The 24361-nt window shown below is 55.5% G+C and carries 25 protein-coding genes; 24 read left to right on the forward strand and 1 reads right to left on the reverse strand.

Going from position 1 to position 24361, the window contains the following annotated elements; translation table 11 throughout:
* Positions 1-7: 7 nt before the first annotated feature.
* The 7 genes from EDM21_RS04810 to EDM21_RS04840 are packed head-to-tail and all read left to right on the forward strand — an operon-like array spanning position 8 to position 8716.
* Entirely contained in the window at positions 8-490 is a 483-nt protein-coding gene (locus tag EDM21_RS04810) for an adenylyltransferase/cytidyltransferase family protein (protein ID WP_157333361.1), read from the forward strand.
* Positions 487-2169: a carbamoyltransferase family protein gene (locus tag EDM21_RS04815; RefSeq protein WP_157333364.1), complete on the forward strand. Its 1683-nt coding sequence runs from the start codon at positions 487-489 to the stop codon at positions 2167-2169. Before EDM21_RS04810 ends, EDM21_RS04815 begins: the two co-directional genes overlap by 4 nt.
* On the forward strand, positions 2156-2827 hold the full coding sequence (locus EDM21_RS04820) for a D-sedoheptulose-7-phosphate isomerase (protein WP_235918029.1): 672 nt from the start codon (positions 2156-2158) through the stop codon (positions 2825-2827). The genes EDM21_RS04815 and EDM21_RS04820 overlap by 14 nt, the downstream gene beginning before the upstream one ends.
* A gap of 1 nt (position 2828) precedes the next feature.
* Complete coding sequence (locus EDM21_RS04825; protein ID WP_157333366.1) at positions 2829-4760, forward strand: carbamoyltransferase C-terminal domain-containing protein; 1932 nt, start codon at positions 2829-2831, stop codon at positions 4758-4760.
* A gap of 27 nt (positions 4761-4787) precedes the next feature.
* Positions 4788-6650 (forward strand): carbamoyltransferase N-terminal domain-containing protein, encoded by a 1863-nt coding sequence (locus EDM21_RS04830; RefSeq protein WP_157333368.1) that lies wholly within the window; start codon positions 4788-4790, stop codon positions 6648-6650.
* 12 nt (positions 6651-6662) lie between these two features.
* Positions 6663-7769: an exonuclease/endonuclease/phosphatase family protein gene (locus EDM21_RS04835; RefSeq protein ID WP_157333370.1), complete on the forward strand. Its 1107-nt coding sequence runs from the start codon at positions 6663-6665 to the stop codon at positions 7767-7769.
* Entirely contained in the window at positions 7766-8716 is a 951-nt protein-coding gene (locus tag EDM21_RS04840; protein WP_157333372.1) for an NAD-dependent epimerase/dehydratase family protein, read from the forward strand. Before EDM21_RS04835 ends, EDM21_RS04840 begins: the two co-directional genes overlap by 4 nt.
* Before the next feature lie 226 nt (positions 8717-8942).
* Here EDM21_RS04840 and EDM21_RS04845 read toward each other — a convergent pair whose 3' ends face one another.
* Positions 8943-9740 (reverse strand): phytanoyl-CoA dioxygenase family protein, encoded by a 798-nt coding sequence (locus EDM21_RS04845; RefSeq protein ID WP_157333374.1) that lies wholly within the window; start codon positions 9738-9740, stop codon positions 8943-8945.
* 193 nt (positions 9741-9933) lie between these two features.
* Here EDM21_RS04845 and EDM21_RS04850 point away from each other — a divergent pair, with 193 nt between their 5' ends.
* The 17 genes from EDM21_RS04850 to EDM21_RS04930 all read left to right on the forward strand — a co-directional run bounded on the left by EDM21_RS04850 (position 9934) and on the right by EDM21_RS04930 (position 24361).
* The gene (locus tag EDM21_RS04850; RefSeq protein ID WP_157333376.1) at positions 9934-11892 is read left to right on the forward strand and encodes a carbamoyltransferase C-terminal domain-containing protein; all 1959 of its coding nucleotides are present in this window, start codon (positions 9934-9936) and stop codon (positions 11890-11892) included.
* 18 nt (positions 11893-11910) lie between these two features.
* Complete coding sequence (locus tag EDM21_RS04855; protein ID WP_157333378.1) at positions 11911-12702, forward strand: phytanoyl-CoA dioxygenase family protein; 792 nt, start codon at positions 11911-11913, stop codon at positions 12700-12702.
* Between the two features lie 4 nt (positions 12703-12706).
* On the forward strand, positions 12707-13543 hold the full coding sequence (locus EDM21_RS04860; protein ID WP_157333380.1) for a phytanoyl-CoA dioxygenase family protein: 837 nt from the start codon (positions 12707-12709) through the stop codon (positions 13541-13543).
* Positions 13527-14816 (forward strand): aminoacyl--tRNA ligase-related protein, encoded by a 1290-nt coding sequence (locus EDM21_RS04865; RefSeq protein ID WP_235918030.1) that lies wholly within the window; start codon positions 13527-13529, stop codon positions 14814-14816. The genes EDM21_RS04860 and EDM21_RS04865 overlap by 17 nt, the downstream gene beginning before the upstream one ends.
* Positions 14813-15859, forward strand: coding sequence for a hypothetical protein (locus EDM21_RS04870; protein WP_338043926.1), 1047 nt, complete (start codon positions 14813-14815; stop codon positions 15857-15859). The genes EDM21_RS04865 and EDM21_RS04870 overlap by 4 nt, the downstream gene beginning before the upstream one ends.
* A 9-nt stretch (positions 15860-15868) precedes the next feature.
* Positions 15869-16120 (forward strand): acyl carrier protein, encoded by a 252-nt coding sequence (locus EDM21_RS04875; RefSeq protein WP_157333382.1) that lies wholly within the window; start codon positions 15869-15871, stop codon positions 16118-16120.
* Positions 16121-16252: 132 nt separating this feature from the next.
* On the forward strand, positions 16253-16792 hold the full coding sequence (locus EDM21_RS04880; RefSeq protein WP_068776331.1) for a hypothetical protein: 540 nt from the start codon (positions 16253-16255) through the stop codon (positions 16790-16792).
* Between the two features lie 36 nt (positions 16793-16828).
* A complete protein-coding gene (locus tag EDM21_RS04885; RefSeq protein ID WP_235918031.1) occupies positions 16829-18058 on the forward strand; it encodes an NAD(P)/FAD-dependent oxidoreductase in 1230 nt (409 codons plus the stop codon).
* Positions 18051-18950, forward strand: a complete 900-nt coding sequence (locus tag EDM21_RS04890; RefSeq protein ID WP_157333384.1) for a PDZ domain-containing protein — start codon at positions 18051-18053, stop codon at positions 18948-18950. The genes EDM21_RS04885 and EDM21_RS04890 overlap by 8 nt, the downstream gene beginning before the upstream one ends.
* A gap of 28 nt (positions 18951-18978) precedes the next feature.
* Positions 18979-19875 carry a phytanoyl-CoA dioxygenase family protein gene (locus EDM21_RS04895; protein ID WP_157333386.1) on the forward strand — a complete coding sequence of 299 codons (897 nt, stop codon included), beginning with the start codon at positions 18979-18981 and terminating at the stop codon, positions 19873-19875.
* Between the two features lie 2 nt (positions 19876-19877).
* Positions 19878-20702, forward strand: coding sequence for a phytanoyl-CoA dioxygenase family protein (locus tag EDM21_RS04900; protein WP_157333388.1), 825 nt, complete (start codon positions 19878-19880; stop codon positions 20700-20702).
* Positions 20699-21496, forward strand: coding sequence for a phytanoyl-CoA dioxygenase family protein (locus EDM21_RS04905; RefSeq protein ID WP_157333390.1), 798 nt, complete (start codon positions 20699-20701; stop codon positions 21494-21496). Before EDM21_RS04900 ends, EDM21_RS04905 begins: the two co-directional genes overlap by 4 nt.
* Before the next feature lie 21 nt (positions 21497-21517).
* Entirely contained in the window at positions 21518-22327 is an 810-nt protein-coding gene (locus tag EDM21_RS04910; RefSeq protein ID WP_157333392.1) for a phytanoyl-CoA dioxygenase family protein, read from the forward strand.
* Positions 22328-22453: 126 nt separating this feature from the next.
* On the forward strand, positions 22454-22693 hold the full coding sequence (locus EDM21_RS04915) for a phosphopantetheine-binding protein (RefSeq protein ID WP_166541830.1): 240 nt from the start codon (positions 22454-22456) through the stop codon (positions 22691-22693).
* Positions 22690-23133: a hotdog family protein gene (locus EDM21_RS04920; protein WP_157333394.1), complete on the forward strand. Its 444-nt coding sequence runs from the start codon at positions 22690-22692 to the stop codon at positions 23131-23133. Before EDM21_RS04915 ends, EDM21_RS04920 begins: the two co-directional genes overlap by 4 nt.
* A 15-nt stretch (positions 23134-23148) precedes the next feature.
* A complete protein-coding gene (locus EDM21_RS04925) occupies positions 23149-23562 on the forward strand; it encodes a 3-hydroxyacyl-ACP dehydratase FabZ family protein (protein WP_157333396.1) in 414 nt (137 codons plus the stop codon).
* The gene (locus tag EDM21_RS04930; protein ID WP_157333398.1) at positions 23555-24361 is read left to right on the forward strand and encodes an alpha/beta hydrolase; all 807 of its coding nucleotides are present in this window, start codon (positions 23555-23557) and stop codon (positions 24359-24361) included. The genes EDM21_RS04925 and EDM21_RS04930 overlap by 8 nt, the downstream gene beginning before the upstream one ends.

Below are 24361 nucleotides of genomic sequence, written 5' to 3' on the forward strand. Positions count from 1 at the left end.
ACAAAGTATGAAAGGCAAACAGTCGGATATTCAAGAATTGGCCGGTTTCCTTGAACGGAAGCGGATTACGAATTCGAAGATTGTGCTGGCAGGAGGCTGCTTCGATATTTTTCATATCGGTCATCTGGATTATTTGGAGGCGGCCCGCAAACTGGGTGATGTTCTGATTGTAGGGGTCAATTCGGATGAATCTATAACCAGAATTAAGGCGCGTCCGCCGGTTTTTCAAGCAAAAGCGCGTACAGCCGTATTGGCCGCCCTGACCGTCGTCGACTATGTGTTCGAGTTCGGCGAGGATACGCTGTCGGAGCAGCTGGTGAGGCTCCGGCCTCATATTTTTGCCAAGGGCTCCGATTACCGGGACCGCTGGTTTCCCGAGATGGAAGCCGCCCTGGAAATCGGCTGTGAAATCCGGATTGCGGGTGAGGCCAAAATTTCCTCGTCCTCGCAGCTGCGGCATCTGCTGGCACCCGAAAGGAGGAGGCAATGAACGTACTTGGAATAGGCGGCTCCATTCATGACTTTTCGGCCTGTCTCGTTCGTGGGGGAGAGGTTCGTTATGCAGTAGAGGAGGAACGTTTGACCCGGGTAAAACACTGTCTCGGGATGGGGGGTAAATTATTCCGGTGCAAGGCCGCGGAATACTGCCTCGAAACGGAGGGGCTGCACGCCCGTTCCCTGGATCTGATTGTCGGCAACGACTTGATTGAGCCCGTCTACTTTATGAAATACGGTAAAGAGATCAAGCTGATTAATCATCATCTCGCACACGCGTCAAGCGCATTCTATCCTTCGCCATACAAGCAGGCGGCAGTGCTCGTGGCCGATGGAAGAGGCAGCTTTACCGGCTCTGCACCACGCCAGCGGGAAACGGTTACTTATTATTGGGGGGATTCTACGGAGATCCGGGAGATTAAGAAGCTGACCGGAGAAGACCGTCTCGATTTTACTATCGACCATGAGTCCGAGAAAGAGCTGACCGATGCGGATATGTCTCATTCGATCGGAGGCTTCTATGAGCGGGTGACGTCTGAGCTTGGGTTCGGCCTGCTGCAGGAGGGGAAGACAATGGGGCTTTCCGCTTATGGAACTCCGCGGTTCGTCGAAGCATTCTATGCCTTCTATTCCATGGACAGAGAGGGGAATTTCAGTCAGACCCTGGAGCAGTTAAGCGATCTCAGAAATTATATCCGGCAAGGATTAAGTCAGATCAAGGATGCGAGGCAGCTTCTGCAGACCAAGGCTGATTTGGCTTATGCCGCGCAGCATCATATCGAACGCATCCTGATTATGGCGTGCCGGTATCTTCATGAGGTTACCGGGAGCCGTAATCTGTGCCTTGCGGGCGGTGTGTTTCTGAACAGTGTGGCGAATTACAGAATCCTGCGGGAAACCCCTTTTGAGAATGTGTTCATACAGCCCGCTGCCGGAGATGCGGGAACGGCTGTCGGCAGTGCGCTGTATGGTGCGCACATGCTGGGGGGCGAAGCGCGCACGGTGACGAACATTCCGTTCTCCCCGTATCTGGGCAAAGCTTACGGGGAGAAGGAATGCCTGGAAGCGGCTCTTGCTTGTCAGGATCAGCTGGAGAGAGTGGAGACGGACGACGTGTACCGCACAGCGGCCGGACTGCTGAGCGAAGGCTGCATCATCGGCTGGTTCCAGGGCCGCTCGGAGATCGGCCCCCGCGCTCTCGGCAACCGAAGCATTATCGCCGATCCACGGCACTCTGGCATGAAGGACACCATCAACGATAGAATCAAGCACCGTGAGGCTTTTCGTCCTTTTGCTCCGGCTGTATTAAGGGAGCGGCAGGGGGACTATTTTGAGTTGGAGTGTCCGTCGCCCTACATGCTGATGGTGTCTCCCTTCCGGGAAGGAAAAGGAGCGGAAGCAGGGGCAGTCTGCCACGAGGACGGGACAGGCCGTGTTCAGACCGTCACCGAGGAGATGAATGCCCCGTTCTACCGGCTTATCTCGGCATTCGACGAAATAACAGGCGTTCCGGTTCTGCTCAATACTTCCTTCAATGATAACGGAGAGCCGATAGTGGAAACACCCTCCGATGCCATCTCTTGTTTTTTGCGGATAGATCTGGATTATCTGGTGATGAATCAGATGATTTTCAAAAAACGAGCAAGGGTGTTGAGGACTGATGATGAGAAATAGTGTCCGCAGTTGTATGCACACCCGGCTGCTCTCGCATGAGCACCTGCAGGGCTGCGAGACAGTGCTTGCAGAAGCTTTTGACCTGCTTACGCACTGCTTTGAAAGCGGAGGAAAGCTGCTCATATGCGGCAACGGGGGAAGCGCCTCGGATGCGGAGCATATGGTGGGAGAACTGATGAAAGGGTTCCGTCTGAAACGGCCCCTGCGGGAATCACAGTGGAAACGGCTCGGACGGCGGCTTCCACCGCTGCTTGGACCAAAAGGCTTTGGCAGGCTGCAGAGCGCCCTTCCGGCGCTTTCGCTCGTCAGCCAGACCTCGCTTATCTCTGCGATTATGAATGATATTTCCGCCGAAGCGGTGTACGCCCAGCAAGTTCTAGGCTACGGCGCGGAGGGCGATGTGCTGATCGGGATCAGCACATCGGGCGGTGCCGAGAATGTGTGCTGCGCGATGGAACTCGGCCAAGCGATGGGCCTTAGAACCATTGCGCTGACCGGCGCGGCGCAGGGGCGTATCCGGTTGTTCAGCGATGTTGTGATTGCCTCCCCGTCAATCATCACGGATGAGATTCAAGAGGATCATGTCAGGCTGTACCACACTCTGTGCATGATGCTGGAAGAAGAATTTTTCGGACACGAGATGGAAACGGAGGGATAGCATGCGGGACGGCTACTATTTGTCCGCTTATTTGCATATAGATCCGCTGGATCACATGCTTGGCACCATTATCCGGCACGATCAGAACGCTTCGCTGTTTCACAAATCCGGCAGTGAGGTGCGGCTGGTCCGCATGTGGGAGCTGGAGAGAGTGACCGGCATCAAAGAGCATTACGTATCGTTTTACAGTGTGGAACAGGCGCAAGAGGTCCTGAACAAACTTCTGGGGGCTCTTGGCCTGTCGCTTGACGACATGGTTGAAATCTGGGGGACACCCGGCCTGCAGACGACAGAGGACTATCACTGCGCCGAGCTCTACAGTTCCTTGTCCTATCACAGTATTTCTCATTTATTCTCGGCTATGATGATGGATTCGCAGGTGTTCTATAACGGGAATATTCTGGGACTGGCCGTGGACGGGGGGCCGGACGGAATCGTGGACCGGAGGGAACGATCGGAGAAATGCTTTTTTGCGGGCGGCTACGCGCGGCAGGGGAAGCTGGATCTATTTGCCGTAGAGTCTCCGGGGATGTTGTGGGGATGGGCCAAGTTTTATTTCAAAATGCGTGAAGGCACGCTGATGGCGCTTGCTTCGGCAAGCACCAGTACGATCCTGTGGGAAGCGGGGGGGACGCTGCCTGTGCTGGACGGACGTCACGATATTTGGGAATCCGCGTATATCCGGGACCTCGTCGATCAGGTGAACAACTTGACGGACCAGGATGCAGGGACATTATTCAGCGGTTTTGATCCCCGGTTTACCGAGCGGGAGAACAAGATCAGCATGATCATGAAGCAGGTTCAGCAGGCATCCATAAAAATCATGGATACCAACATCGAACGCATTCTTCATGATTATAAGATTGATCCCGGGGAAACCTGCCTGGCTATGGCCGGAGGATATACCTTGAACTGCCCGACGAACAGCCATCTTATGAGAAAATACGGATTCCGGAGCTTTATGGCTCCTCCGTGCGTGGGCGATTCGGGTCTTTCTCTGGGTATGGGACTCTACGCTTTCCATAAAAAGCTGCAGGGCGGAGCGTTCCGCTTTGCCCTCCCGCATGCCTATTTCGGGGAACCCGACACGACTCTGCACAGCATCCTCACAGGAGGAGAATATGCTTCCTTTATCCGGAGCACGGCCCCGCTTGACTGCTCGCAAGCGGCTCGTGACATTCAAGAAGGGCCTATCGTCTGGTTCGATGGCGAAGCGGAAATCGGTCCGCGCGCACTGGGTCACCGGTCGCTGATTGCCGATCCGCGTCATGAAAGCTCCAAGAAGCGGATCAACGAAATAAAGGAGCGGCAGTGGTGGAGACCCGTTGCGCCGATCATTCTGGAGGAAGAGACGGGCTTATGGTTCGATACCTGTTATCCTTCCCGCTTTATGCTGCATACCTTCCAGGCCCGGGCGGAGAAGGCGCATCTGATCCCGTCCGTGCTTCATCTGGACGGAAGCGCGCGGGTCCAGAGCCTCGGGCGGGAGGAGAATCCCGTGTTATACCGTATTCTGTCTGAATTTTACGAGCAGACCGGCGTACCCATTGTGGGCAATACTTCTTTGAATGACCGGGGAGAACCGATCATCCATACGGTTCATGAGGCGTTCAACTTCGCTTTGCGCAAGGGATTACGTATTCTCTATGTGAATGGGATAAGGATTGAGCTTCACAATCATCAGGCGTACGCCGTAACCGCGCCGCATCCCAGGAGTATTTCGATGCAGATACTGGATGAGGAAGCCCGGCTAGATGCCTGGAACAGACTGAACCCATGCGGCATTCCTCAAGATGTGCTCTATCATTACCGCGATCCTAACGAAAGTGAGCCGGCGGGCTCATTCGATCTGACGAACCCGCAGGATGCGGAGCGGCTCTGCAGAGAAGTCCGTGCAGTCCAGCGGCATAAGAAGCTGTTCAGAACCATTTAGGGCAGCAATAAAAGGGTGTGGTGGAGATTGTTCATATTAGGCTTGGGAGGTTCCATTCATGATTTCTCCGCCTGCCTCCTCCAGGAGGGAGAAATAGTCTGCGCGATTGAGGAGGAACGCTTATCCCGCCATAAGCAGGCATTCGTCGATGCTTCGACGTTCCGCTGCAAAGCGGCCCGTTACTGTCTGGAGACAGCGGGAATCACGGAGAAAGACGTGGGCCTGATTATCGGAGGAGACAATATCGAAAGCCGCTACTATGCCAAATTCGGGCCGCGAATCCGCTTGATGAATCATCACTTGGCTCATGCCGCCAGTTCTTTTTATCCCTCTCCTTTTACAGAAGCGGCCGTTCTGGTTGCGGATGGCAGAGGGAGCTATTTGGACAAGCCCGGCAAGATTGTGGAAACGGTCACTTATTACACGGCACAAGGGACGTCCATCCGGGAAATACAGAAACGGCAAGGGCTGGAAAGTGCCGATTTCCGCAACGTTTCCAATTCAATCGGCCTTTTCTATCTGGCGGTGACCGAAGAGTTGGGTTTCGGGCCGATGCATGATGACAAAACAATGGCGCTGGCAGCTTACGGGACAGACCGTTACGTCGAGGCTTTCCGCGCGTTCTATTCCATGGACGACGAGGGGGGATTCAAGCAGACACTCGGGCAGCTGGAACGGCAGCGGGAATATATCCGCGCCGAGCTGAATGGGGCAGCACGCGAGGCAGCAGATTCAAGCGGGGGTTATGCTGCTAAAGCCGATCTGGCTTATGCCGCGCAATATCATCTGGAGGAAGTTCTTATCCGGGCCTGCCGATATTTGTATGCGGCAAGCGGCTGCGAGAATCTGTGTCTCGCCGGGGGAGTTTTCTCAAACCGTAAGGCTGTCAGCAGGCTGCTTAAGGAAATTCCATTCAAGCGGATGTATATTCCGCCTACTCCGGGAGATGCAGGGACAGCCATCGGCAGCGCCTTGTACGCGCACTATGTACTCGGCGGGCATACTCGCCGTGTACCGCCCATGCCGCCGGTGCCATCCGTGCCGCCCGCAACAACCGTACCAACCGTACCAACCGTACCGCCCGAGTCACCCGTACTGCCCGCACCATCCGTACCGCCTGCACCATCCGTACCGCTCGCACCATCCGTACCGCCTGCACCATCCGTACCATCCGTACCGCCCGAGTCACCCGTACCGCCTGCACCAACCGCCCCATCCGTACCAACCGAACCGTCCGCACCATCCGTACCGTCATCTCGCGATTCGCCCTATTTGGGCAGGGACTACGGGGAAGAAGATTACGCAAGGGCGGTCCGCACCTACCGGGAACAGCTGGAAGAGATTCCCGCCGCCGGCAATCCGAACCGTGCAGTGGCCGAGCTGCTGGTTGAGGGGCGCATCGTCGGCGTGTTCCGCGGCCGCTCCGAGTTCGGATCGCAGTCGCTCGGCAACCGCAGCATTGTGGCGGATGCCCGCAGCGCCCGGATGAAAGAGCGGCTTGATGCGGCCAAGGGGCGAGAAGCCTTCCGCCCTCTTAGCGCTGCAGCGCTGGCGGGAGACCCTTGGCTGTCCGCAGATCCGGGAATGGCTGTCCCCTATGGCTGCCGGATTCCCCGGCAGATCAAAGGCGAGCGCATCAGCTGCGTCCCGGCGATTCTCCAGGCGGACGGAACCGCCGATGTCCAGGCTGTAACGGCCGGTCTCAGCACGGGGCTGACCTCGCTGCTGGAGGCATACAGGCGTCTTGCGGATTCATCTCTGCTGGTGAATACGTCCTTCAATGCGGATGGTGAGCCGATGGTGGAAACGCCCGAAGAAGCGATCCGGTGCTTTTTGAAGCTCGGACTGGATTATCTTGTGCTGGATAACCGGCTGTTTACAAAACGCTGAGGAGGAACCGTTATGAGATACCTGGACGAAGAGAGGCTCCGCGAGTTTCGCCGGTTTTACGAAGAGCTGGATGAGCGTGAGAACGTATTTTATTTATTTTTCACAACAGGACTGCTGCACTGGGTATGTAAATCGCTCCAGTTTGTGCCCGCCTCCATTCCGGTTGTGCTGATCGGCTCGGGGCTTTCACGGGAGGAACGGGAATGGGTGGACGAGTCTCTCGGCCGTCCTTTCTTCTGTTTTCCCGAAAACGTAGATGAGGGAATTGTCTGGGACTACCTTTTTGCGGTCAACACATCTGATTTCGGCTGGCTCGATATTGACTGTTTTGTGCTGAACCCGGACATCTTCGATGAAATGGCGGAGATCCGAAAATCCGACTCGATGAACTGCATCTGGTCTTATGATTACGGTTTGCGAACGGAACCCCGCTCACGATTTTCTTTTCCGGTCGTCCGGACATTTTTCCTGTTCGTGAACCAGCATGTGATTCAGCGGTTGAACCGTACACGGCAGTTCTGGTCTCCGCGTCCGTTTCTGTGGGAAGAAGCCCCGGCCTCCTCTTCTTTCAAAAGGTACTCGACCTTCCACCTTCTGCCGGAAGCCCACAAAGAAAACCTGGCCCGGATTCTGCCTATGGATTCTTGTGGAAATGCCATTTTCCCGGTCCAGGAAATCAAGAAAGACGGGGTAGTGACCCGCCATCTCGATACGATGGTGCTCTACCAGCTGCTGGCTCATGAAGCCGGGTACCGCTTACGCCAGGTAAGACGGCTGGATGAGAACGGAACGGCAATGACCGATGAAGTCATTCATGTCGGCTCTATCTCCTACTACCGTTCCTTCGGGAATCCGGATTACGAGACCGTGAACGAAGAGGAGCGCAGCAAATACCGGGAAATCTATGAAAGGGTTCTACTTCTTGACTATCTGATTGCCGGTCAATTTCAACAAGAGCTGCCAAAGTCCTATTCTGTTTATAAAAGAATGCTGGAAAGAGAGATCAGGCAGATAGGCAAGCCGCTGGAAGGGGTGCTTGAGGAGGCGGTGTCGAGGATGACCGATGAGGGATTAAGCCGGGAATCGGCTCTGCGAATATGCAGCGGTGGCCGGCCATGACAAGTCCCCTTCGTACCGTTCTTGTTACGGGAGCGGGAGGCTATATCGGATGTGTACTGGTGCCGGAGCTGATCAGACGGGGGTATGAGGTCCGGGCGCTGGATAAGTATACCCGTTCCAGCGGAGCCGCTTATATCCATCCGAATCTTACCCGCATTTATGCGGATACCCGCACCTGGGGAGGCGAAGGACTGGAGGGCGCCGATGCCGTCATAGACCTGGCGGCTATTTCGCATGACCGAAGAGGAGAGGTTACTCCGCACGAGACGCTGGATATCAACCAGTTCGCACGCCACCGCACCGCCGTCAAGGCTAGAGAATCGGGCGTCCGGCGTTATCTTCTGATGTCCACTTGCGGCGTATACGGGCTTCGGGATTCAAGCTGCATGGCAAGCGAAGAATCCGATATAGCGCCCGTGACGACTTACGCCAGAGCCGCTGGCCAGTCAGAGCGCGACATTCTGCGGATGAATAGCGCCTCATTCGAGGTGGCAGCGGTCCGTCCGGCAATTCTGTACGGGTATTCTCCACGGATGCGCTTTGATCTGGCGGTGAATGCCATGGTACTCGCCGCCTGGCGGGAAGGTGTCATCCGGGTTGCCGGAACAGGCGGACAATGGAGGCCGTTTGTCCACATCACGGACGCCGTCGAAGCTTTCTGCCGGCTGCTGGATGCTCCCGCCGACCAGGTGGCGGGCGAGATTTTCAACATTGGCTCCAATGAGGGGAATATCCGGATCCGCGCTCTAGCCCAGCTTATTGCGGACACTCTTCCTGTTCCGGTGCAAATCATCACAGATGGCGCTGAAGATAGCCGTTCTTACCGGATTGACTTCACGAAGATACAAGACCGGCTCGGGTGGCAGGCCGTGCACGGGCTCAGGCAAGGTATTGCCGAAATATACGGACAACTGGAACGAGGCGTGATTCTGCCGGATCTTAAATAAGATAGCCGGAGTGAGGAGTGGTTGTTAATCGTTCACGGAGCCACCGGTGGTTGAACGATCACGAGGCTTACAACGAAGCTTGCCGCTGGCAAACGCAGAAAGACCTTCAGCAGCACCCTGACGGGTAGGGCTGAAGGTCTTTTCTGTGTGCCCGCTCGGCTTGCGGGGCCGGCACCGAGAATCCGGCGCAGTCCAGACCGGGACGCGTGCGCCTGCGGTTATGGCGTTATACCCTGCTGTAAGCCAGCGGGTTATAGGGACTTGCCGCCTTCTCGCCGATCTGCTGGCCGCCGAAATACTGGCTGAGGTGAGCCGACGGGTCCGTCCCGAATGGATTGACGATGGAAGCGCCATCCTCGTAATACATGATGGTCATCGCCTCCCGGGTCTGGGCGGTCTCGTTCGCGGGTGCATCATGAAGCGTCCAGCCGGCATGCAGCGTGATGTCCCCGAGTGCCACCCCGCCGTAGGTGTGTTCCTTGAGTGCCAGTCTGTAAGCCGTTTTAAGATTCTGCTTGGCGGTTTTGCCCCGGTTATCTAACAAGTGGGAACCGGACAAAAAGCGGAGCGAACCGGTTGCAGCCGTTACATCCTGGAGAGGAATCCAGGCCGTAATCGAATTGTCCCGGTCAAGCAGCATGTAGTTGTTATCCTGATGCATGGGGGTGGCTGCTGCTCCGGGCTGCTTGAAGAAAGCGGAGTCCCGGTAAATACGGACTCCGCTGACGCCCATCAGGTCAGCGGAAATCTTAGCCAGGCGGCGGGACATAACGAATGCGCTGACCTTGGCGTAGCGCAGGCGCAGGTTGACCGTGCCGTAATCGTCCGGACCGGAAGAAGGAATGTGACGGGTCCGGAAATCGCGGACAGCCTCCAGAATGGAGGGGCGGTAAGCAAGCACCTCTTCGGGACGGAATACATCTTTGAGGTAGATGTGGCCGTTTTCTTGAAAGAAGCGGATCTGCTCGCGGGTCAAAACATATTCCGAGGAAAGATCCGGCAATACATGGTTATCGAGTTCCAATTCGGGCCCCCCTTGTAGGACAGACTTTTTTCTATTATAAGACTGCGGTTTCCCGGCGCCTCTTGTTTTTTTGTCTGCTTGAGGCTAGTCGGTTTATCTGCTAAAGAAACCCCGATTAATACGCAAGAAGCTCAGATTGTCTGCCGGAAGCCGTTGATAGAATGAAAGTAAGTTCAAGTAGAGGGGGGAGAACATGCAGGACGGATACTACCTTTCGACTTATTTGCACATCGGAACTCTCGATTATTTGTACGAAACCTGCATCCGCCATGACCCGAATATGGCCTTGTTTCGCAAAACGGGCAGCCGTATCAAGCTCGTGAGGTATTGGGAATTAGAGCGGTTTACGGGGATGAAGCAGCACAGGCAGTCTTTCTTCAACCGGGATCATGCGGTGAACGTAATCAATGAATTGCTCCGGCCGCTGGGATTGACCATGGATGACATGGAGGAAATTTGGGGGACGCCGGGCCTGTCGACATGCGAAGATTATCATTCTCTTGCCGATTATCCGGGACTTGCTTATCACAGTATTTCTCATTTGTTTTCCGCCGTTATGAGCGACAGCAGGCTGTTCTACGGCGAGAACATCATCGGACTGGCCGTGGACGGGATACCGGACGATGTTATCGACCGGGAAGTCGGCAAGAAAAATTTTTTTGCAGGCTGTGTGGTGAGAAGAGGGGAGCTTGAGCTGTTTCCGGTAGAGTCCCCGGGTCCGTTATGGGACTGGGCCAGCTCCCGCTTTAAGCTGAGAGAAGGTACGCTGATGGCGCTGGCTTCCGCATGCGGGAGTGAGGCTCCCAAGCAGAATTTGTATCTGCCGCCGATAACGGACGGTTCTTTTAACATTTGGGAACAAGATTACTTGCGTCCTCTTCTTGAAAGCGTCCATGCCCTTATGGAGAAAGAAAGCGAAGGGAATTCCGCCGCTTTAGATCCCCGCTTCACCCGGCAGGAGAATGAAATTTCGATGGTGATGAAGCAGGTTCAAGCCGAGTCCATCTCCATCATGGAGAAGAATGTTGAGGCTATACTCGGCCGCTATGGGCTTGCGCCCGGCGACACTTATCTGGCTTTGGCAGGCGGTTATGCGCTGAACTGCCCGACGAACAGCCATTTGATGGACAAATACGGCTTTAAAGGCTTCATCGCACCGCCCTGTGTGAATGATTCGGGTCTCTCGCTCGGTATGGGCCTGTATGCGTTCTACCGCAAAATGTCCCCGCAGCGGCTCCGGTTTCAGCTCGGTCACGCCTATCACGGCAGCAGCGGGAAGACGCTGGAGGAGGTGCTCGGGGCCGGCACTTTCGAGGGCTGTATCGGCAAAGTCAGCCCGATCCGGTACAAGCGTGCTGTCGAAGATCTGATCCGCAGTCCGCTGATCTGGTTTGACGGAGCCGCAGAAATCGGCCCCCGGGCTCTGGGCCACCGCTCTCTGCTCGGAGATCCCAGGCGGCAGAGGACCAAGGATATCCTCAATGACATTAAAAGCAGGGAGTGGTGGCGCCCGGTCGCGCCGATCATTCTGGAAGGGCAGACGCAGCGGTGGTTCGGGCAGGATCAGGCCTCTCCGTATATGCTGCATACCTACACCGTTCAGGACGGCATGCGGGAGCTTGTGCCCGCCGCTCTTCATCTGGACGGAACAGCCAGGGTGCAGACCGTCTCCGGAAGAGGGCCTGCGAAGCGGCTGCATAAACTGCTCCGGCAGTTTCAGGAGACAACCGGCGTGCCGATGCTCTGCAACACCTCCCTGAACGATAAGGGCGAACCGATCATCCAGGATGTGGAGGAGGCGCTCCATTTTGCGCTGGTGAAAGGGATTCCGGTTGCCTATATCGACGGTATGCGTGTGGAGCTGCTCAATCACGACCGCTATAAGTCCCGCTGGGGGAAGCGCCCCTACACACGCTTCATTTCGTTTGAATTATTCAACGCGCGGGAGAGGCAGGAAATTGCCCGGCTCCACAATCCATGCGGAATCCCGGACGATGTGCTTAAGTTCTACAAGGAAAGAATCCAGCGCAGCGGGATTACCCGTTATGACATCTCGAATCCGGCGGATGCCAGGCGTCTGACCCGTGAGGTTAATTACATCAGGCAAAGCCGAGGAACACGGAATCGTCTGAAGTACAATAATCCCGACTAAAGGAAAGAGGAGGCAATTATGACCTTGTATACACTCAGCGGGCTGGAGAAAACGTTTTTTGAAGAGGAAGGGTACGTGGTCTTGAAAGGGGTGTATTCCCTGGAGGAAGTCAGAGCGCTGAAGGAAGAGTATCACAACATCTGGCTGGACTCGGTCGCCGGTAAAACCATTGTCCAGGACCCCGGCAAACCATTAACGAGCCTGTTCCCGCGAATGAAAGATCTCCACAAGGAGAATGAAGCAGTCCGCAGGTTTGTCTGGCAGGAGACTGCGATTGCCTGCCTGGAGGAGCTGATCGGCGAGCAAGCCCTGCTTGTATCGACCAACTATTATTTCAAGCCGCCGGGCGCCAAGGGGATGCCGTATCACCAGGACAATTACGGAATCGGCGTGCTGCCCGGCACTTGTTATGCGATCTGGGCCGGCCTCGATAAGGCTGGCGTTCATAACGGCGGCATGCGCCTGATCCGGCATACGCATACTTCTGAACTGCAGGAGCCGGGGAAGGTCTATACAGCGTCCGAGGATACGTTCGCGGGCTATGTGCAGACGCTGGAAGTTCCCGAAGGACATCAAGTGATCGAACTGGAAACGGAGCCCGGGGATATTGTCATCTACCATGGCAATCTTATCCACGATTCGGCGGACAACAACAGCGAGGTGCAGTTCCGTCATTCGATTATTAGTCATTTTGCGGCAGAGAGTGCGGAGAAAACGACCCTTAATTTTAATTATCTGATGGACAAAGAGGGCCGTCGCGTCCGCAAGCGGATGAATGCCGGAGCCAATATTTTGAGAAGAGGGGAGTGATCTTATGACTGAACAAGTGCTGCCGGCTTCAGATCTGGAACATTTTAACGAGCTGGGCTATCTGGTCGTCAAAGACCTGTATAACAGTCAAGAGGTAGAGGAGCTTATCCGGCAGTTTGATCTTCACTGGGTTAAGCTGACCTCCGGGGGAGAGATTATCCAGAACGGGGAGCGGCCGCTGGAAAGCTTGTATCCCCGGCTGAGGGATTACCACCGGAAGAATGAAATCATTAAAGGGCTGTCCCTGAAGCCGGCTTTGTTCGCCTATCTGGAGCAGCTGATCGGCGAAGAGGTGCTGATTATCTCGACGAGCTATTACTTTAAGTCGCCGACGACAAGGGGTCTGCCTCTGCATCAGGACAATTACGCTTTCGGCGTATCGCCCGGAACCACTTATGCGGCCTGGATCTCTCTTGATCCCTCGGATGAGGAGAACGGCGGCATGCAGTTCGTGCCGGGTACGCATTCGCTTGATCTGCAAGTGCCCGAAGGGGATAAGTCGAATGTACAGTCTTATTTTTCGGATGAGGGGCAGTGGCTGAAGGAATACGAGTCCGGAGAAATCAGGGAAGTGGCGACTGAGCCGGGGGACGTGATTTTTTTCAACGGGAATATTGTGCACGGTTCTTCGGATAATGGGTCCAGGCACCGATTCCGCCGTTCTTTGCTCATTCATTTTACAGGAGTGAGTGTGGAGAAACTCGCGCTGAATTTTAATCAGCTTATGGACAAAACCGGAACCAGGGTGCGCAGAAGACTCAATACGGATACGAAGATTGCGGAAGGCCAGGCGTCTGTATTCTCTATTCAGGAGGCGGATTATTTTGCCGGATGGAGGTAAGGCTGGCGATGCAGGAAAGGCCGGTGAGCGTATGAGGATACAGGTACCGATGGATAGAGTGAAGCGGGCGGGTGATCTCTCTCAGCTTGCGGAGAAAGTCTACTACCTGTCTGTAGACATTAAACATGTCAGCTGGGACGCTGGCGGGATGAACATAGAGTACACCGGCGCAGACGGGGAAGAGCTGCTGCTGAGGCTTGATGCGCTCTGCACTGCGCTGGCCGCCGGACGCAAGCTCCCGTACAAGAGGCTGAGGGACAACCGCAGTCCTCGCCGGCCAAAGCTGCGGGAAGCGTCCGCGGAGCCTCTGTACGCAGGCAGCCCTGTGCTGCAAGGAGCGCAGGTGCTGCTGGAGCAGGCCGTCGTCCGCCTGCTCAGAACGAGGGCGGATGCTGCAGGAGCGGTCCTGCGCAAGTATCCCACGCTGATTCCGGAAGAGGTCATCCGCAAAAGCGGTTATCTGCGCAACTTCCCGCAGAATGTGTATGCCGTGTCCGAATTCCGGCATCAATTCGACACGCTGGAGGGGGTGCGCTCCAGTCTGTCCGCAGGGGAGCCGCTGGACAGTCTGATGCAGCCCAGCGGTGCTTACATGCAGCCCTGCGTCTGCTATCACGTGTATGAAGAGTGCAGCCGGGACGGCCTTCCTCAGACGGATCCAGGCAGCGAGGCGGGGGCAGCCGGCTGCGACTTTGCAGCTGCGGGCGGCAGCGGGCGGGAACCGGATGAGCGGATGCCGGGGCCGGAGCGGGGACGGGAGCCGGTGCCCGAACCGTTCCCGTTCCGGTTGTTCTCGGCGTACGGGACGTGCTACCGGCATGAGCATGACAGCAGGATCAGCGAGTCCCGCCTGAGGGAATTCGGGATGTTCGAGATGGTGTATATCGGGGCAGCGGAAGCTGTGAAACAGATGCGCGCCGATCTGCTGGAAGATACTTGGGCGCTGTTTGGGGCGCTTGGTCTCCAAGGCTATGTCGAATCCGCCTCCGATCCGTTCTTCCTGCCGGAAGACGGCGACCGGCGCATGTTCCAGCTGGCCGCCGAGTCGAAGTTCGAGCTGCGCTGCACGACCTCAGGCGGAGACGATTTTGCCGTCACGTCCTTCAATGTGTGCGGGGATGTCCTGTGCCGGGCGTTCGGCATTGGCGGCAGCGGTTCGTATCCGCACTCGGGTTGCACAGCCTTCGGTGTGGACCGGTGGGTGCAGGCGATTCTGGATGCGTGGGGGCCTGATCCCGCCGGCTGGCCGGCGCTGATCAGGGGGCATCTGTGAACAGGGGCAGGATGAATCACCTGCCCGTTGTGGAAGCACCGGGATTTGAGACCGAATGCTACCACAACATCCGGCTTAGCATCGTTCAGGCTCACCGTGAACTGATGCCCTGGTATTATAGTCATTTTATGAATTTGACTTTGAAGACTGCGGGTGAGGATCTTTTTCCGGTCATCCGGTTCGAGGAGCACCTGGAGGTATACTCGGACATCATCGAAGAGACACCGCTGCCGGACTGTGAAGACTGGGTAGAGCAGGTCCGCAATTGTATAGATAAAGGCCGGTATCTCGTCGTTTACTTTAACTGGCGGCATATTCCGACTTCCCGTTACTTTAAGAAACAGGATATATATCACGAAGCGCTTGTGTATGGTTATGACGATTCCAGGCAGACGCTGCAATTTGTGGCTTTTGACGTAGAGGACAAAGGCTATGGAAGCTCGGAAGTGCCGTATTCTCTGTTCAACGACGAAATGAAGAGACTGGTGGCGGAGGACATGCACTCGCAGCGCTGGTTTGCTTTCTACGGTTTTCCCGCCTCGGTTATTTCCCTCAGAGATTCGCAGCGGACCCGTCCGGATACCCGCAGCATGTATTTTGCTTTGGACCGGGGACGTGTACGGGCGAGCCGTACGGAGAAGGATACGTTTGCAGCCGGATACTATGTGAACGAATATTTGGCGGGTTATTTCCGCCAGCTGGCGGAGGGCAGACCTCTGCAAGTGAAGGAGTTCGTCTATTGGAATATTATCGTACACAAGATGATTCTCCATAAAAGTCTGATGCTGCAGAGGATCGACTACATGAGGGGTTCATCCGGCTCTAAACAGCTGGAGCTTCTCAAAGCTCTGTATGTCAAGGTTAAGACGGAGATGGACCGAGTCAAGTGGACGAGCATCAAATACCAGCGGACGAAAGCGTCCGTATATCTGCATCAGCTGGCGGACCATTTCCATACGCTTTATGAGCTGGAGAAGAGGGCCGCCGCCATGATGATGGAGTTTCTTACCTTGTCTCATCTGAATCAAAATCTGGGTCACTGAGGTGCGAGAATGAATACTTCGGAAATGGAAGCCATTATTATCGACAATGTTAAACAGATTCTGCCCGAGAAGTTCGAAATTGAACCCGGGACCAAGCTGCTGGAGACGGGAATTGATTCCATGAGCTTTATCCGCCTAGTGGTCCTCTTGGAAGAATCTTTCGGCGTTGTAATTGAAGATGAGGAAATTCTTCTGGAGAATTTCGCGAATGTAGGGACGATCCGCTCCTTGATCGAACGCTGCCTTCCGAATAAAAGTTAGACCAGCGGGCACGGGATGCCAACAGAAGACGAAGAGTTCGTGGTCAAAAGCAGAGTATTAGGGCGCAGGGATATGAGATAGTAAAAGTACCCCGGGGAAACAAATAACAAGCCAACTCTAGGAGGAATGACCATGAAAACCGAACTTTCCAAGAACGCGAAGAATGCAAAGAAAGTGACCATGACGCTTGAAAACTCCAACAGCAAAACCTACTTGGAGATGCTGGACGGACGCTCCGAAGAGCTCCACTTTGCTCAAGTGGCACCGACGCAGTTCACGGTTGACGATTCCGAATTCAGCCTGAAGTCAGGCATCAACGTCGAGCTGGGAATCCTCAACGTAGACCTGGTGGCCACTTCCAGCGTGATCTGGCCCGGACAAACCATCCGCGTACGCGGAGGCCTGCAAGGACAGGGTGCTGCGATGAAAGCTCAGGCAACCATTCCTTTCAACAAGAAGATGGCGGACGGTGTCCAGGGTGAGTCTTGGCTGTACTGGGTTATCGAGACCCCGGAAGGTGAGCTTCACAATAAACAGCCGATTCACATGAAAGGCGTCCTGAAGGGGCTTCCTCCGAAGAATGCAACTTTCTATTCGGACAGCGTAACTCCGCTGTTCGACCGTGAAAACAATCAGGCGGGTACGGTTTACGGCTGCCTGCAATCCAACTAATCGCAAAGCACACGGAGGCACGGAGGGGTCATTTCTATGGACCCCTCTTTCCATACGTTAGAAGTCTGTATACGACAGGAGAATGCGATGTATGACGTTATTATCGTAGGCGCAAGGTGCGCGGGTGCGGCTCTTGCCGCTTTTCTGGGAAGCAGGGGACACCGTATTTTGCTGGTGGATCAATTTCCGTTCCCGAGCGGAACCAATTCGACTCACATTCTGGGTGAAAGCGGGGTCTACGAGCGTCTCGGAATTCTTCAGAAGATGGAGTCGGCGGGAGCGCCCGCATTAACGCGCATGAGGATCGATCTGCTGGGCACTGTATTTGAATCTGACATCACCGTAACCCAAAGAGCGCTCGGACTGCGCAGAGAGATTCTGGACCCGCTGCTTCTGCAGAGTGCGGCCCGCAGCGGCCGGGTCGATATTCAGCTGAATACCAGGGTTACGAAGGTCTTGATCAGAAGCGGACAAGCAGCAGGAATCCAGTGCAGCCGCAAAGACGGAACGAACGTCCGCTTCTATGGCAGGATCATAGTGGGGGCGGACGGACGGAATTCCATGGTGGCCCGTCAAGTTCAGGCTCCTGTGACAGCGGAATCGCAGCAGCCGCTGCATGGCGTAACCTACGCCTATTTCTCCAGGGTCGAACCTCTGCCTATTCCGGCGGTCGAATGGTACTGGCACGGCTCTTCTATCGTCATCAACAGCCCGATTGACGGACTTATGCACTGTATCGCCTATATGTACCCTCCGGCAGAGCGTCAGGCGATGGCGGGAATCAGCCCGGACAGCTTTCTTGAGAAACTCAGAGCCATCCGGACGCTGCAGCCGAGGCTTGGGAGGAGTGAAGTCGAGGGTGCGATTAGAGGGATACCGCCTCTTAAAAGCATCATCCGTAAAGCATGGGGTCCCGGCTGGGCGTTAGCGGGCGATGCGGGAGCTTTTCTTCATCCTGCTGCGGGTGTGGGAATCGACAATGCGGTCTGTACGGCGGAATACCTGGCGGAAGAGCTGCATGCTTTTCTGCAAGGGCGCAAAACCTGGGAATACGCTATGGAAACCTACGAAAAACAGCGTAATAAGCGGATATTCCCCCAATATGATCATTCTTTGGCTACTTTGGATTTCTCTCTCCAGCCTGTCCCCGAAGCTTCCCTGGACACGCTCGCAATGCTCGCCACTTTCCCCAGTCTCGTTAAGAAGGTCGGCCTTCAGGCCGGAGAGATTCTTTCAATAATTTCTGGAGGCAAAAATCATGAATAATGCTCACGCAGATTCTTCACTGAATGTTATCTATCTGGAGTCTTCACTAGAGAAGGTATGGTGGTCGGTTGCCACGGTGGAAGGGACCAATACTTATCTCACCTACGCGTCTTCAACCACCGGAATGTCCGGGGAGCCGGCGGTCGGAGATATCTACCTGTTAAATTACGGGGATATCGAGAACCGCGCACAGGTTACAGAATGCCAGCCCTGCCGCCGGTTTGCGCTGTCCGATGCTTACAACTCCCTGGCTCCGGACGGAGACAGGGAGGCGTTCCGCGTCAGCACTTCTTTTACGCTGGAAGAAATGGGGCCGTTCGTTAAGCTGAGTCTGTCGGTTCGGGGCTTCTCCGGGGACACAAGCGGGCAGTGGCTGCGCGAGTGTCTTGAAATGGGCTGGCGCCGGTCGCTTATGAATCTGAAATCGGTGCTGGAACTGGGTCTTGACTTGCGCACCGAGCTGTTCAGTTATCCGAGGCTCGGCGTTACCAACTGCACGGTAAACACGGAGCAAAGCCTGGAAACGGGTGTTCAGGCGGGTGGAGGGAACTATTTGCTTGAAGTCTTCCCGGGCAGTCCCGCCGGACAGGCGGGGCTAAGAGCAGGAGATGTCGTAACAGCGCTGGGCGGTTTGGAGACAGGTACTTACAGCGACTTCGTCCGGGTGATTTCGTCCTTCTATGGCACTCAAGGACTTGTATCCGTCACATTCGTACGGGAAGGCAGAGAGCAGGAAACAGAAGTCCGGCTGTCGGTAGAGGAGCAGTTTACGGGGCTGAACAAGGACAGCCTGACATTGGATCAGATTCAATCCAGGCGCGAGCAAATGGCCAGGAGCCGCTCGGCATCCGGGGCGTTCTGGTCAGAAGAACGGCCGCTCCCGCAAGAATAACCTTATTCGTCAGGAAAGGAGACATAAGATGAGTGAGAATGAGGAAGCCCTGCTGCCGGGTCTTGAAGAGGAATACAGCCTGACGAGCCGGCAGATCCAGGAGTATCAGGCGGACGGACATATCTACCTCAAGGGTGTCTGTTCGGCTGCAGAAACGGCAGTTTACCGTCAGGCAATCACGGAGATATACCCGGCGTTCACACCGGAATCTTATCCGCCCGGTGAACGGGAGTTTTACGGTGTGGAACGGGCTTTTCCGACAGTGATGAATATGTGGGAAAGAAGCCGGAAGGTAAGAAAGTTTTCTTTGGCCAGACGATTCGCCAAAATCGCCGCCGATCTGATGGGTGTGGACAGGCTGAGGCTGTATCATGATTCCGCTATCTTTCTTGAAAAGGGCGGGGGAGCCATCCCGTGGCACCAGGATAGCCCGTACATGCTCCAGACAGACCCCGATATGACCATGACCATGTGGATGCCGCTCGTCGACTTGCCCGCAGAGCTGGGCTCCATGAGGTTTATGTCGGGCTCTCATCTCCTGAAGGCGGATAAGCATACGAATCTGCTTCTCCAATCGTACCGGAAAGGGCTGTCTGAAGTACATTACGGAGCCATGCCCGCAGGAGATGCCACGTTTCATTCCGGTCTTACGCTTCATTATGCGGCGGCCAATACCACGAATATCGTGAGGGAAGTCGCCACAATCATTTATATTGCCGACAATCTGAAGATTGTGGAGCCGGATACGGAGGCCAGAGCCTACCATTTAAAACGGATATTCCCCGGTATGAAAGCCGGCGATCCTGCAGTCAGCCCATGGACACCTCTTGTGTTCGACAGGGATACGGAAGCGGAGGCGGATGTCCACCCGGTTGCCCAGTCGGATGCCCAGCCGGATGCCCAGCAGGAAAGGAAGGAGGATTAAGGATGGAGAACCAGACCGTATTCCACGCGCTTGAGCGTGAACGTGCACTGAGCCCGGAAGAACTCGGACAATTCCAGAGAGATGGCCGTCTGATGCTCCGGCAGCTCGCCCAATCAGAAGATATCGCCCGAATCCGCCCGGCACTCCTGGAGGAAGTCGGGAAGCTGGGGGAAGGGCTCCGGTTACAGGTGATGAATGTATGGAAGAAATCACCTGTCGTGCAGGCATTTGTGTTCGCCCATCTGTATTCCCAGATAGCCGCCGACCTGCTCGGAGTCGACGGTGTCCGGCTTTATTTTGATCAGATCTTCGTCAAAAAGCCAGGAGCCGGCGCAATGCCTTTGCATCAGGCGAACCAGTTTATGCTTCCGCTTGATCCGAGCAAGGTCATCTCGATGTGGATGCCGCTGACGGACATACCGGATGAATCCGGGCCGCTGTCTTATGTGCCGCAGTCCCATCTGCACGAGAAGCTGCGCAGCGCGAAGAATCCGCTGCTTGCGGCAATGCGGCTGGGTCTGGCAGAGGAGGCATGCGGTCCGATGATGGCCGGTGACGCTGCGTTTCATACCGGCTGGACGCTGCACGGGGCTTACGCGAACAACGCCGATACAGCGCGGGAAATGCTGATCATTACCTGGTTTGCGGATGAGGCCAGAGCCGTAGACCCTCAGGATACAGAGAATAAGAATCCGCAGCTGAAGAGCCTGTTCCAGGGCCTGGAGCCCGGTGATCCCGTGAAGGGGCGTAATTTCCCTTTGCTGTTCTACCGCCATTACAGAGACATCATGCGGATCGTGCATGAACGTGGGGAGGATCAGCGATGAGCAGCCCGTATCCCGGCGCTATGCCTGACCTGGCGGACAGTTATTATCTGGATGACAGCCTTCTGGAGCAGTACAGGGTCAAGGGCCATATCTGTCTAAGACAAGCCGCCTTTGTGGATGAAATTAGCGCTTACCGGCCTCACATCATCCACGCCGTCCAGAACTATATCGGAGACCGGAGTGTCCGCCCGCACAGGCAGCTTTATATGAATGTATGGGAGGAGAATGAGCAGGTACGCCGGTTTGTATTTGCACGCCGCTTTGCCAAAATGGCTGCCGAGCTGATGGGGGTGAGCGGTGTGAGGCTGTATCTCGATCAGGCCAGCTTCATCGAACCGGGAGCAAGCATCACACCGTGGCACAGGGCCGATGCTTATATGCTGGAGCTAGATCCCGACCGGATCATCACGATGTGGATGCCTCTGGTTGATGTTCCTGAACCGGAGGGCCCCGTCTCCTATATTACGGGCTCCCATCTGCTCGAACATTCTCCTTCCAAGAACAGTTTACTGGAGGCCAAACGTGCGGGCCTGCCGGAGGAAAGCTGCGGCCCGCTGAGGCTGGGAGATGCGGTCTTTCATTCCGGCCGCATTCTACACGGCGCACCGGGCAATAACGGTGTCATGATGCGGGAAATGATGACGATCACTTATTTTGCCGAAGACGCCTGCATTATAGACCCGGAGGATAAATCCGGGCGGGCGCCTCATCTGCGGAGACTCTTCTCGGGAATAGGGCCGGGACAGCCGGCGGCAGGTCCTCTGACCCCTGTGCTGTACAGCAATAAGGCTTGAATACATGGGAGGTAGGCGGAAATGGAAAACGGGATTTTCTCATCCGATCTGGAGAAGGAAATGATTCTGCTGCCGCAGCAGATCGAAGAATATCGCAGCCAAGGTCACCTTTATGTCGGACAGGCGGCCTCAAGGGAAGATATCGCAGCCGTCCGGCCTTCTATCACGGAATTGGTGCAGGCTTGCAGCAGGGATGTTCGGCCGCTTGCGGAGCGGGATGATTTCGGCAAGGCTTTTCTACAGATCATTAACCTCTGGCAAAAAAATGAACAGGTGAAGAAATTCGTGTATGCGCGCAAATTCGCCCGCATGGCGGCGGACCTGATGGAAGTAGACGGGGTCCGGTTGTACCTGGACCAGGTATTTTTTAAAGAACCGGGAGGAGGTCCCACCCCGTGGCATCAGGATGGCACCTACATGCTCCGCTTCCGGCCGGACAAGCTGATCACCCTGTGGATGCCGCTCGTCGACATCCCGGATGAGGTAGGCTCACTGCGGTTTCTGTCGCGGGCTCACGACATTGAAGCGATGAAGGGCTCGGACAATGTACTGCTGGACGCCCTCCGCAGAGGGCTGCCTGAGGCAGGATACGGCGGCATGAAAGCCGGCTGCGCAACTTTCCATGCAGGATGGACGCCCCACAGTGCTCTAAGCAATCCTACTTCTTCGATGAGAGAAGTGCTGACTATTACGTATATCCCGGACGAAGCTGTCGTGGCCGACCCGGCCGGCAATCCGGCACGAGAGAACCACTTGAGGATATATTTCCCCGGCGTGCTTCCCGGTGCAGTGGCGGCAAGCCCGCTGAATCCCGTGCTGTACCGCAGATAAAAGTGCCCAAGCATGAACGATGGTGCGGCTCAACAAAGGAAGAATGAACCGCAAGCGAAGCAGAGAGAAGGAAAGGGGAGCCCTATACAATGAAGATAAATGCACGGGATTGGAAGGTGAAGGACAGTGTCTGTTAAAAAGCAAGTCTGCGTGTTATTGAGCGATCAGGGCTGCGGCGTTCTGCCGGTTGATGAGATCGGGGAGGACATGGGACTTTTCGAGATAGGGTTTGACTCACTCCGTTATATGGAGTTTATCGTTCTGCTGGAAGAGCATTATGGCATCCAGTGGCCCGATGATGCGCTGGAAATCAGCAGTGCAACGAAAGTTAAGGACATGATCGGTGTGCTGGAAGGCTGTTTATGAGTCAGGCTCCCGATTGGTCCGCTCTCTTGACCATGCTCCCCCACCAGTATCCGCTGCGCCTTATTGACGAGGTCAGAGACTACAGTCCGGGGGAGTTTCTTACAGCTTCTTTCCGTCCTGCCAAACTGCGGCCTTATTGTGGAGACAAGGATGAAATTCCTCCCACGATTCTGATTGAAGGGCTGGCACAGACCTGCGTGATCATGACCCAGCTGGAAACGGAGCCGCTTGCCGATGGGGAAATGCCCCTGCTGGGTGCCGTGAAGGCGCGGATAGCCTGTCCCGTCTATTGGGATCAGCTTCTTTTATACAAGGTGAATCCGGTACGGATCTGGGCCAAGAAAGCGATCTTCAGCGGAGTTTTGTATGGCCCGGACGGGAAGATTGCCGTGACCGCGGACCTGAGTGTGGCGGTAACGAATGAAGCAACTATCAAATAGGCGGGGGATCATCGTATGTCAGCAGATGTTTATTCGCTCTATCCGAAGCCCTGGATCATGGTGGATCGGATTATCGACCGCAGCGCTGCCCGGATTACAACGGTGAAACTTATATCGGCCAGCGATTTCTACCTCCAGGGGCATTTTCCTTCCTACAGCGTCTATCCCGGCATGCTGATGGTCGAGTGCATTCTGCAATCGGCGGAGCTGTTATTGGGGCAGCGGCAGGGAGTTGGAAGCGTCGGACCCTCCTACATAGTGAGTGAAATCGCTTCCCGCTTCCTTAGTCCGGTCACGCCGGGAGATACCGTCGTTTTTGAGACGGGTTTGAGCGTCTCGGGGCTGGAAGTCACCGCTGTAGGCAGGGCCGGAAGCCGGACGGTTATCCATGCCAGAATGAAGCTGGCGAAGGGGGAGGAATATGCTTGAGAATGAAGAGTTCGTGGACTTGTACGATCAGGGAAAATTAGCGGGAATCCTGCATCTTCCGCCAAAGCATCTGAGACCGTGCCCGGTTGTGATCTACTGCCCCGGCAAGAACGGGGAGAGATATGAGGTGCACCGGCTGGCAGTAAAATTCGCGCGGAGGCTCGCGGAGCGCGGAATTGCCTTTCTCCGGTTCGACTATTACGGAATCGGGCTCAGCGACGGCAATTATTATGATATGACAACCTCAGGTAAAGTTTCCAATGTTGTGAAGGCGTATGAATTCGTGTCCCGGCATCCCGACCTGGATGCGTCACGCACGGTGTTTCTAGGCTTCAGTGACGGGGCGCGCATCGCCCTGATGTCCGCTTTGCGGACCCGGGTCAGGCGAACGGTTCTCTGGAGCCCGCTTTTCTACGAATTCGGGGGGAACTATCCGGGCGGCAGACATCCCCGTTTCACGAGGCACCGGAATGAGCGGGGAAAGCTGGTCATGCCATGGGCGGGACTGTGGGTCGGCATGGAGTTTTACCGGGATTTGCAGAGTCTGGATACCGAAACGGCACTTACATCCTATGCAGGCAGTTCTCTTCTGATTTACGGGGATAACGATCCGCTCATTCAGGAGGAAATGCGTCTGTCGTATACAGATCAATATGCCATCTACAGCGGGACAGACAGAAACCGGGTGGTCGAGGTTCCGGAAGCAGGCCATCTGTTTACTTCCCGGCCGCTGGAAGAAACGCTGATGGAACAGACTGAAGCTTGGCTGAGATCCGAGCAGCTTGTTCAGGGAGGGTAG

The organism is Paenibacillus lutrae (assembly GCF_009757775.1).
GTDB classification, from domain to species: domain Bacteria; phylum Bacillota; class Bacilli; order Paenibacillales; family NBRC-103111; genus Paenibacillus_F; species Paenibacillus_F lutrae.

Excerpts from the sequence above, each read along its gene's own strand:
- EDM21_RS04810 (WP_157333361.1), top strand. The coding sequence starts at position 8 with ATGAAAGGCAAACAGTCGGATATTCAAGAATTGGCCGGTTTCCTTGAA.
- EDM21_RS04815 (WP_157333364.1), top strand. The coding sequence starts at position 487 with ATGAACGTACTTGGAATAGGCGGCTCCATTCATGACTTTTCGGCCTGT.
- EDM21_RS04820 (WP_235918029.1), top strand. The coding sequence starts at position 2,156 with ATGATGAGAAATAGTGTCCGCAGTTGTATGCACACCCGGCTGCTCTCG.
- EDM21_RS04825 (WP_157333366.1), top strand. The coding sequence starts at position 2,829 with ATGCGGGACGGCTACTATTTGTCCGCTTATTTGCATATAGATCCGCTG.
- EDM21_RS04835 (WP_157333370.1), top strand. The coding sequence starts at position 6,663 with ATGAGATACCTGGACGAAGAGAGGCTCCGCGAGTTTCGCCGGTTTTAC.
- EDM21_RS04840 (WP_157333372.1), top strand. The coding sequence starts at position 7,766 with ATGACAAGTCCCCTTCGTACCGTTCTTGTTACGGGAGCGGGAGGCTAT.
- EDM21_RS04850 (WP_157333376.1), top strand. The coding sequence starts at position 9,934 with ATGCAGGACGGATACTACCTTTCGACTTATTTGCACATCGGAACTCTC.
- EDM21_RS04855 (WP_157333378.1), top strand. The coding sequence starts at position 11,911 with ATGACCTTGTATACACTCAGCGGGCTGGAGAAAACGTTTTTTGAAGAG.
- EDM21_RS04860 (WP_157333380.1), top strand. The coding sequence starts at position 12,707 with ATGACTGAACAAGTGCTGCCGGCTTCAGATCTGGAACATTTTAACGAG.
- EDM21_RS04875 (WP_157333382.1), top strand. The coding sequence starts at position 15,869 with ATGAATACTTCGGAAATGGAAGCCATTATTATCGACAATGTTAAACAG.
- EDM21_RS04880 (WP_068776331.1), top strand. The coding sequence starts at position 16,253 with ATGAAAACCGAACTTTCCAAGAACGCGAAGAATGCAAAGAAAGTGACC.
- EDM21_RS04885 (WP_235918031.1), top strand. The coding sequence starts at position 16,829 with ATGGACCCCTCTTTCCATACGTTAGAAGTCTGTATACGACAGGAGAAT.
- EDM21_RS04890 (WP_157333384.1), top strand. The coding sequence starts at position 18,051 with ATGAATAATGCTCACGCAGATTCTTCACTGAATGTTATCTATCTGGAG.
- EDM21_RS04895 (WP_157333386.1), top strand. The coding sequence starts at position 18,979 with ATGAGTGAGAATGAGGAAGCCCTGCTGCCGGGTCTTGAAGAGGAATAC.
- EDM21_RS04900 (WP_157333388.1), top strand. The coding sequence starts at position 19,878 with ATGGAGAACCAGACCGTATTCCACGCGCTTGAGCGTGAACGTGCACTG.
- EDM21_RS04905 (WP_157333390.1), top strand. The coding sequence starts at position 20,699 with ATGAGCAGCCCGTATCCCGGCGCTATGCCTGACCTGGCGGACAGTTAT.
- EDM21_RS04910 (WP_157333392.1), top strand. The coding sequence starts at position 21,518 with ATGGAAAACGGGATTTTCTCATCCGATCTGGAGAAGGAAATGATTCTG.
- EDM21_RS04920 (WP_157333394.1), top strand. The coding sequence starts at position 22,690 with ATGAGTCAGGCTCCCGATTGGTCCGCTCTCTTGACCATGCTCCCCCAC.
- EDM21_RS04925 (WP_157333396.1), top strand. The coding sequence starts at position 23,149 with ATGTCAGCAGATGTTTATTCGCTCTATCCGAAGCCCTGGATCATGGTG.
- EDM21_RS04930 (WP_157333398.1), top strand. The coding sequence starts at position 23,555 with ATGCTTGAGAATGAAGAGTTCGTGGACTTGTACGATCAGGGAAAATTA.